Below are 5381 nucleotides of genomic sequence, written 5' to 3'. Positions count from 1 at the left end.
AGCCGGTGCAACCCCAGCCGCAGGGCACGTAAATCGTGCATGACCGCTGCCGGCAAGGCGCCGGCAGCGGTTCTATAATGAGTGATGTCGCCTGATGGGCATTGCAGGATGAACCAACCATGACCGCTCCCACTACCAGCGTCAGACGCACCTGGGTCAAGCCGGCCGTCATCGGCGCGGCCGTACTGGCGATCGCCGGCATCGGCTTCGCCACGTTCAGCCAGCAGCAGCAGGCGCCCGACGTCACGTTCATTACCATCAGCGGCCAGAAGATCAGCACGCAGGACTTGCGCGGCAAGGTCGTGATGATCAATTTCTGGGCCACGTCGTGCGCCACCTGCGTGAAGGAAATGCCGCAGATGGTCGAGACGTACGACAAGTTCAAGCAGGACGGCCTGGAATTCGTCGCGGTGGCGATGAAAGACGATCCGCCGAACTACGTCCTGAACTACGCCGAGACGCGCAAGCTGCCGTTCAAGGTGGCGCTCGATTCCGGCGGCGACCTGGCCAAGCAGTTCGGCGACGTCAACATGACGCCGACCACCTTCGTCATCGGCAAGGATGGCAAGATCCTCAAGCGCTACCTCGGCGAGCCGGATTTCACGGCGTTGCACGCCTTATTGCAAAAGTCGTTGAAATCGTAGGGTGGGCATTTGGGGTCGGGGGCCCCAAATGAAACGAGCCCACGCGTTACGCCGGCGGACCGCACACGTCACGCGTGGGCACATGGTGCCCACCCTACGGCTATCCGCAACGCGACGGTCAACACTGCGCACCGCTGACCTCCCGCAAACTTCATCGTCCTGTTCGGACCAAGCTTGACGCGCCCGCCAGCGCTGTTCCACACTGTCGCCGGCAAAAGGAGGAACCGATGCGCAAGCTGATCACGTATGCCCTCGTACCGGGCCTGCTGATGGCCGCAGGCTGCACCACCGTCGATACCGGTCTGCGCAACACCGTGGTGCTGCATTACCAGCATGTTGCCAACGTCCACCGGATCGATTTCACCAACCCCGTCGAGCTGCCCAACCGCGCGCCCGTGCACGCCGTGCTGCCCCTGGATTCGCACGGGTTCTGGGCCGTGTTCCTGTTGTGCGGCCTGGACGTCAGCGGCGCCAACATCCCCAGCTTTTATTTCGACGTCGACCGCCTGCGCGTGCAGTTCGCGGGCCGCCGCTACGGTCCCCTGCAGCCCTATACGCTGCGGCTGGACGACACGGCCGACGTCAACAGCCGCTTCGACACGCAGGTACTCGCCAATGCGATCGCGGCGGAGCTCCAGCGCGGCCCGTCCAGCCAGGTCTTCCGTCATGGCTTTTATGCGCACCTGGAATACCGCTTCGCCATCTATGTGCCGCGCGCCCTGCCCGACTATTCCGGCGACCAGTTGAGCCTGCGCTACGAAGGCGGCCAGACCTTGGCGCTGGGCAACGGCTATCCGCCGGCCGACGTCGCCGCCGCCGGCCCGGGCGATTCCGGCATCGCGTCCTACTGCATGCCATAGCGACGTGCATCGGCGTAAGCTCACACCATCGACATGGAGGCAATGATGGATGCAAGCGCGCAAACGTTGACGGTCGAACAGGCCTACCGGGTCATGCTGGCTTTCCTCGAACGCGAAGTCGAGTTGACGGAGTCGCTCGACCTGGCCGACCTGCTGGCCGGCTACCGGTTGGGCGACGACGGCCAGGCGAGCGATCCGGCCCTGTGGGACGAGTGGATGGAAGCCGTGGGGCAAGTCCGGGCAGGCAAACCCGACTGACGGGCAGGGCCGCGCCTACCAGCGCGCGCGCTCCTTGCGCGCCTGCCGCTTGCGGGTCGCCGCATTCTGCTGCTGAAGCAAGGCATCGACACGCTCCGACGCCTCGCGCGCCAACGTCTGCGCTTCCTCGATGCTGGGGAAGAATTCCGGCATGCGGTAGCCGAGCCAGGCATACGCGGAATACATACGGCAGGTGTCCTCGACTTCCTGCAGGGTTTGCCAAAACAATTCCTGCGGATGAGGTTGCAACCTGCAGACTTTTCGTTTTGCCAGCGACTGCGCCCAGTGCGACCAGGCGCTTTCCAGCGTCGGCACCTTGGTCGAGATGGGCACGAGCGACATCGTGAATTTTTCCGCCACGCTCAGGTCGAGCGTATCGAGCCACTCGGCGCGCTCGTTCTGTTCCTCGGTGATGCGCGGATAAAAGAAACCGTCCGGCACGTCGATGTTGTGCACGAAGCGCTTTAAAAGTTTCACCAGCGACGTCTCGCCCGTCACGGACGAGATGCGGTGCAATTGCTCCAGCGATGGCGCGACGGCGAAGCCGCTGGCCGGCACGGGCGGGATCTTTTCCTTCATCAACGAGCGCATGGTCTCGTGCGTGTCGTCATCGTAGCCGGCAACGAAACCTTCCTCGTGGACGCCATAACGGCCGGCGCGGCCGGCGATCTGCCTGGCCAGCGCGGCGGAGATTTCTTCTTCCTCGTAGCCGTTGTACTTGACGGCCGTCGTCATCACGATGCGCTGGATCGGCATGTTCAGGCCCATCGCGAGGGCGTCCGTGCCGACGACGATGTCGGCCTGTCCCTCGCGGAAACGCTCGGCCTGCGCACGCCGCACTTCCGGAGATAAATTGCCGTAGACGGTGGCGACGGACAGGCCCATCTCCGTGATCATGTCACGCCACATCAGCACCTCGCGCCGCGAGAAGGCGATAACGGCATCGCCCCGTTTCAGGTTCCTCAGCTTGCGCACGGCGCCGGCTTCCATCGACAGCGGTGCCTTGCGTTTCAGCACGTGCACTTCGAGCGGGCACTCCAGGCGCTCGGCCAGCGCCTCGATCGCCCGGCGCGCTTCTGGCGCTCCGACGAGGTACACGACGGACGCCGGCGCGCCGCACACGGCCGCCGTCCAGGCGGCGCCGCGGTCGCGGTCGGCCAGCATCTGGATCTCGTCGATCACGGCCACCTGCACGGGCGTCTTCGTGTCCAGCATCTCGACCGTGCTGGCGACGTGCGTCGCGCCCTCGGCCAGGCGGCGCTCTTCTCCCGTGACCAGGCTGACCTTGATGGGTTCGCCATCCGCATCGACCGTGTTCTGCAGGCGTTCGTAGTTCTCCAGCGCCAGCAGGCGCAGCGGCGCGAGATAGACGCCGCTGTCGGCCTGGGCCAGGTGTTCCATCGCGCGGTGCGTCTTGCCGGAATTGGTCGGCCCCAGCAGCGCGATGAAGCGGCGCGCCATCTTGCTGGCGACTTCGAACGAGGCCGGGTATTCGGCCAGGTTGATGCTTTCCTTGGTGCGGGCGGCGTGGCGCTCTTCCTGCTCTCGCTCGCCGGCGTGCAGCAGGCGCTGGCGGATGCGGTCGAACACGAACTCGGCCGGCTCGGACGTCTMCAGCTCTTCCAGCACGTGCAGGAACAGCATCGGGTCGAAGCCGAACTCGTCCGCCTGGTCGGCGATCTCGCGCACGAATTCCTCGACTTCCTGGTTCAGGTCGTCGACGGCGTCGCGCGTGGCGCGCTCCTCGACCAGCTCGCGCCGGGCCTGCAAATCCATCTTGCGCCACTTGCTCGGCTTGGCCAGCACGCCGCGCGCGGGCACGAGGCGGTACTCGACGTGCAGGCCATCCACGCGCACGGCGCCCGCGAAGCGCAGGAAGACGCGGCCTTCCATGCGAACCAGCTCGACGCCGCGCGCGGACAGGCCGAGCTCGCGTTCGAGGAAGGCGTCGTCGTCCTGGGTGTCGTCGTCGGAGGGGGAAGTACGGTGGTGGTGTTCGCTCATGTTCTTGGGTGCACGGCTGGTCGATGGCGCGAATATAACGCACGCGGTGATGTAACACCGTTCGGCAAATCACGCGGGAGAAAAGAAGTTCGGGTCGGCGAGCGCCGGTGGAACGCGTGGGCGGAGGCCGCCCACCCTACGGTAGGGTGGCTACCCCGTGCCCACGCGGGATACGCGACCGATGATCGATCGCGCCCTGAATCGGAGGAAATGCTTACGCGGCGACGCCCGCTTCGTGCGCCTGCTGGTCGGCGTGATACGACGAACGCACCATCGCGCCGACGGCCGCGTGCACGAAGCCCATCTCGTACGCCTTCTCTTCGAACATCTTGAAGGTGTCCGGATGCACGTAACGACGCACCGGCAGGTGCGAGTTCGACGGGGCCAGGTACTGGCCGATGGTCAGCATGTCGATGTCGTGCGCGCGCATGTCGCGCATCACTTCCAGGATTTCCTCGTCCGTCTCGCCCAGGCCGACCATCAGGCCGGACTTCGTCACGGCGCTCGGGTACTTGGCCTTGAAGTCGCGCAGCAGCACGAGCGAGTGCTGGTAGTCGGCACCCGGGCGCGCTTCCTTGTACAGGCGCGGCACGGTTTCCAGGTTGTGGTTCATCACGTCCGGCAGGCCGTCGGCGAAGATGTCCAGCGCCTTTTCCAGGCGGCCGCGGAAGTCCGGCACGAGCACCTCGATCTTGGTGTTCGGCGACAGCGCGCGCGTCTTCTGGATGCACTCGACGAAGTGGGCGGCGCCGCCGTCGCGCAGGTCGTCGCGGTCGACCGACGTGATCACGACGTACGACAGGCGCAGGTCGGCGATGGTCTTGGCAAGATTACCCGGCTCGTTGACGTCGAGCGGGTCCGGGCGGCCGTGGCCGACGTCGCAGAACGGGCAGCGGCGCGTGCACTTGTCGCCCATGATCATGAAGGTCGCGGTGCCCTTGCCGAAGCATTCGCCGATGTTCGGGCAGCTGGCTTCCTCGCACACGGTGACGAGGTTGTTGGCGCGCAGGATGTCCTTGATCTCGTAGAAACGCGACGACGGGCTCGCCGCCTTCACGCGGATCCAGTCCGGCTTTTTCAAACGCTCGTGTTGCTCGAGCGGCACGATCTTGATGGGGATGCGCGAGGTCTTGCTCGCGCCCTTCTGTTTTTCGCTCGCGTTATACGCATTTGCTGCGGATTCTGCTGCTGCGCTGCCGGTATCGGTTTCGGAAGTCATAAGGCTCTCTGCCCGCAAGGGCGTTCAGTTGGTCGTTGCGGCCTGCGCGACCGCTGCGTCTTGATTGATGGGTGCCGTGGACAGGTGTTGCACGAGCGCGGCGGCGAGCGCCTGCTGCACGTCGGCCAGCGGCACGTCGACGCCCATCGTCTTCATGTCCACCGTGGCCAGGCCGGAATAGCCGCACGGGTTGATCCAGGTGAATGGAGACAGATCCATCGCCACGTTCAGCGAGACGCCGTGGTAGGTGCAGCCGTTGCCGCGCACCTTGAGGCCCAGCGCGGCGATCTTGGCGCCCTTGCGCGGTCCGTCGGCGACATAGATGCCGGGCGCGCCGTCGACGCGTTCACCCGCGAGATTATACGCCGCCAGCACATCGATCACGGCCTGCTCGAT

6 protein-coding genes are annotated in these 5381 nt (G+C 65.3%); 3 read left to right on the top strand and 3 right to left on the bottom strand.

Features of this window, described 5'->3' with window-relative positions; translation table 11 throughout:
* The first annotated feature begins 119 nt into the window (after positions 1-119).
* The 3 genes from AC1DYX_RS27090 to AC1DYX_RS27080 all read left to right on the top strand — a co-directional run bounded on the left by AC1DYX_RS27090 (position 120) and on the right by AC1DYX_RS27080 (position 1762).
* Complete coding sequence (locus AC1DYX_RS27090; RefSeq protein WP_477264657.1) at positions 120-644, top strand: TlpA disulfide reductase family protein; 525 nt, start codon at positions 120-122, stop codon at positions 642-644.
* A 227-nt stretch (positions 645-871) separates the two neighbouring features.
* Positions 872-1504 carry a hypothetical protein gene (locus tag AC1DYX_RS27085; protein ID WP_477264655.1) on the top strand — a complete coding sequence of 211 codons (633 nt, stop codon included), beginning with the start codon at positions 872-874 and terminating at the stop codon, positions 1502-1504.
* Between the two features lie 42 nt (positions 1505-1546).
* Positions 1547-1762 carry a hypothetical protein gene (locus AC1DYX_RS27080; RefSeq protein ID WP_477264653.1) on the top strand — a complete coding sequence of 72 codons (216 nt, stop codon included), beginning with the start codon at positions 1547-1549 and terminating at the stop codon, positions 1760-1762.
* Positions 1763-1777: 15 nt separating this feature from the next.
* Here the strand turns inward: AC1DYX_RS27080 and AC1DYX_RS27075 are convergent, their stop codons facing one another.
* From AC1DYX_RS27075 to AC1DYX_RS27065, 3 genes are all read right to left on the bottom strand, one after another.
* Positions 1778-3766, bottom strand: a complete 1989-nt coding sequence (locus AC1DYX_RS27075; RefSeq protein ID WP_477264650.1) for a helicase-related protein — start codon at positions 3764-3766, stop codon at positions 1778-1780.
* A gap of 214 nt (positions 3767-3980) precedes the next feature.
* A complete protein-coding gene (gene lipA / locus AC1DYX_RS27070; protein ID WP_477264648.1) occupies positions 3981-4985 on the bottom strand; it encodes a lipoyl synthase in 1005 nt (334 codons plus the stop codon).
* Between the two features lie 24 nt (positions 4986-5009).
* Positions 5010-5381: lipoyl protein ligase domain-containing protein (locus tag AC1DYX_RS27065; RefSeq protein ID WP_477264646.1), on the bottom strand; the 372-nt coding region annotated here is incomplete at its 5' end.

Source organism: Massilia sp. P2_C2 (genome assembly GCF_056404615.1).
The sequence above is the reverse complement of the archived record's forward strand: the minus strand, read 5'-3'. Positions and strand labels throughout refer to the sequence as shown.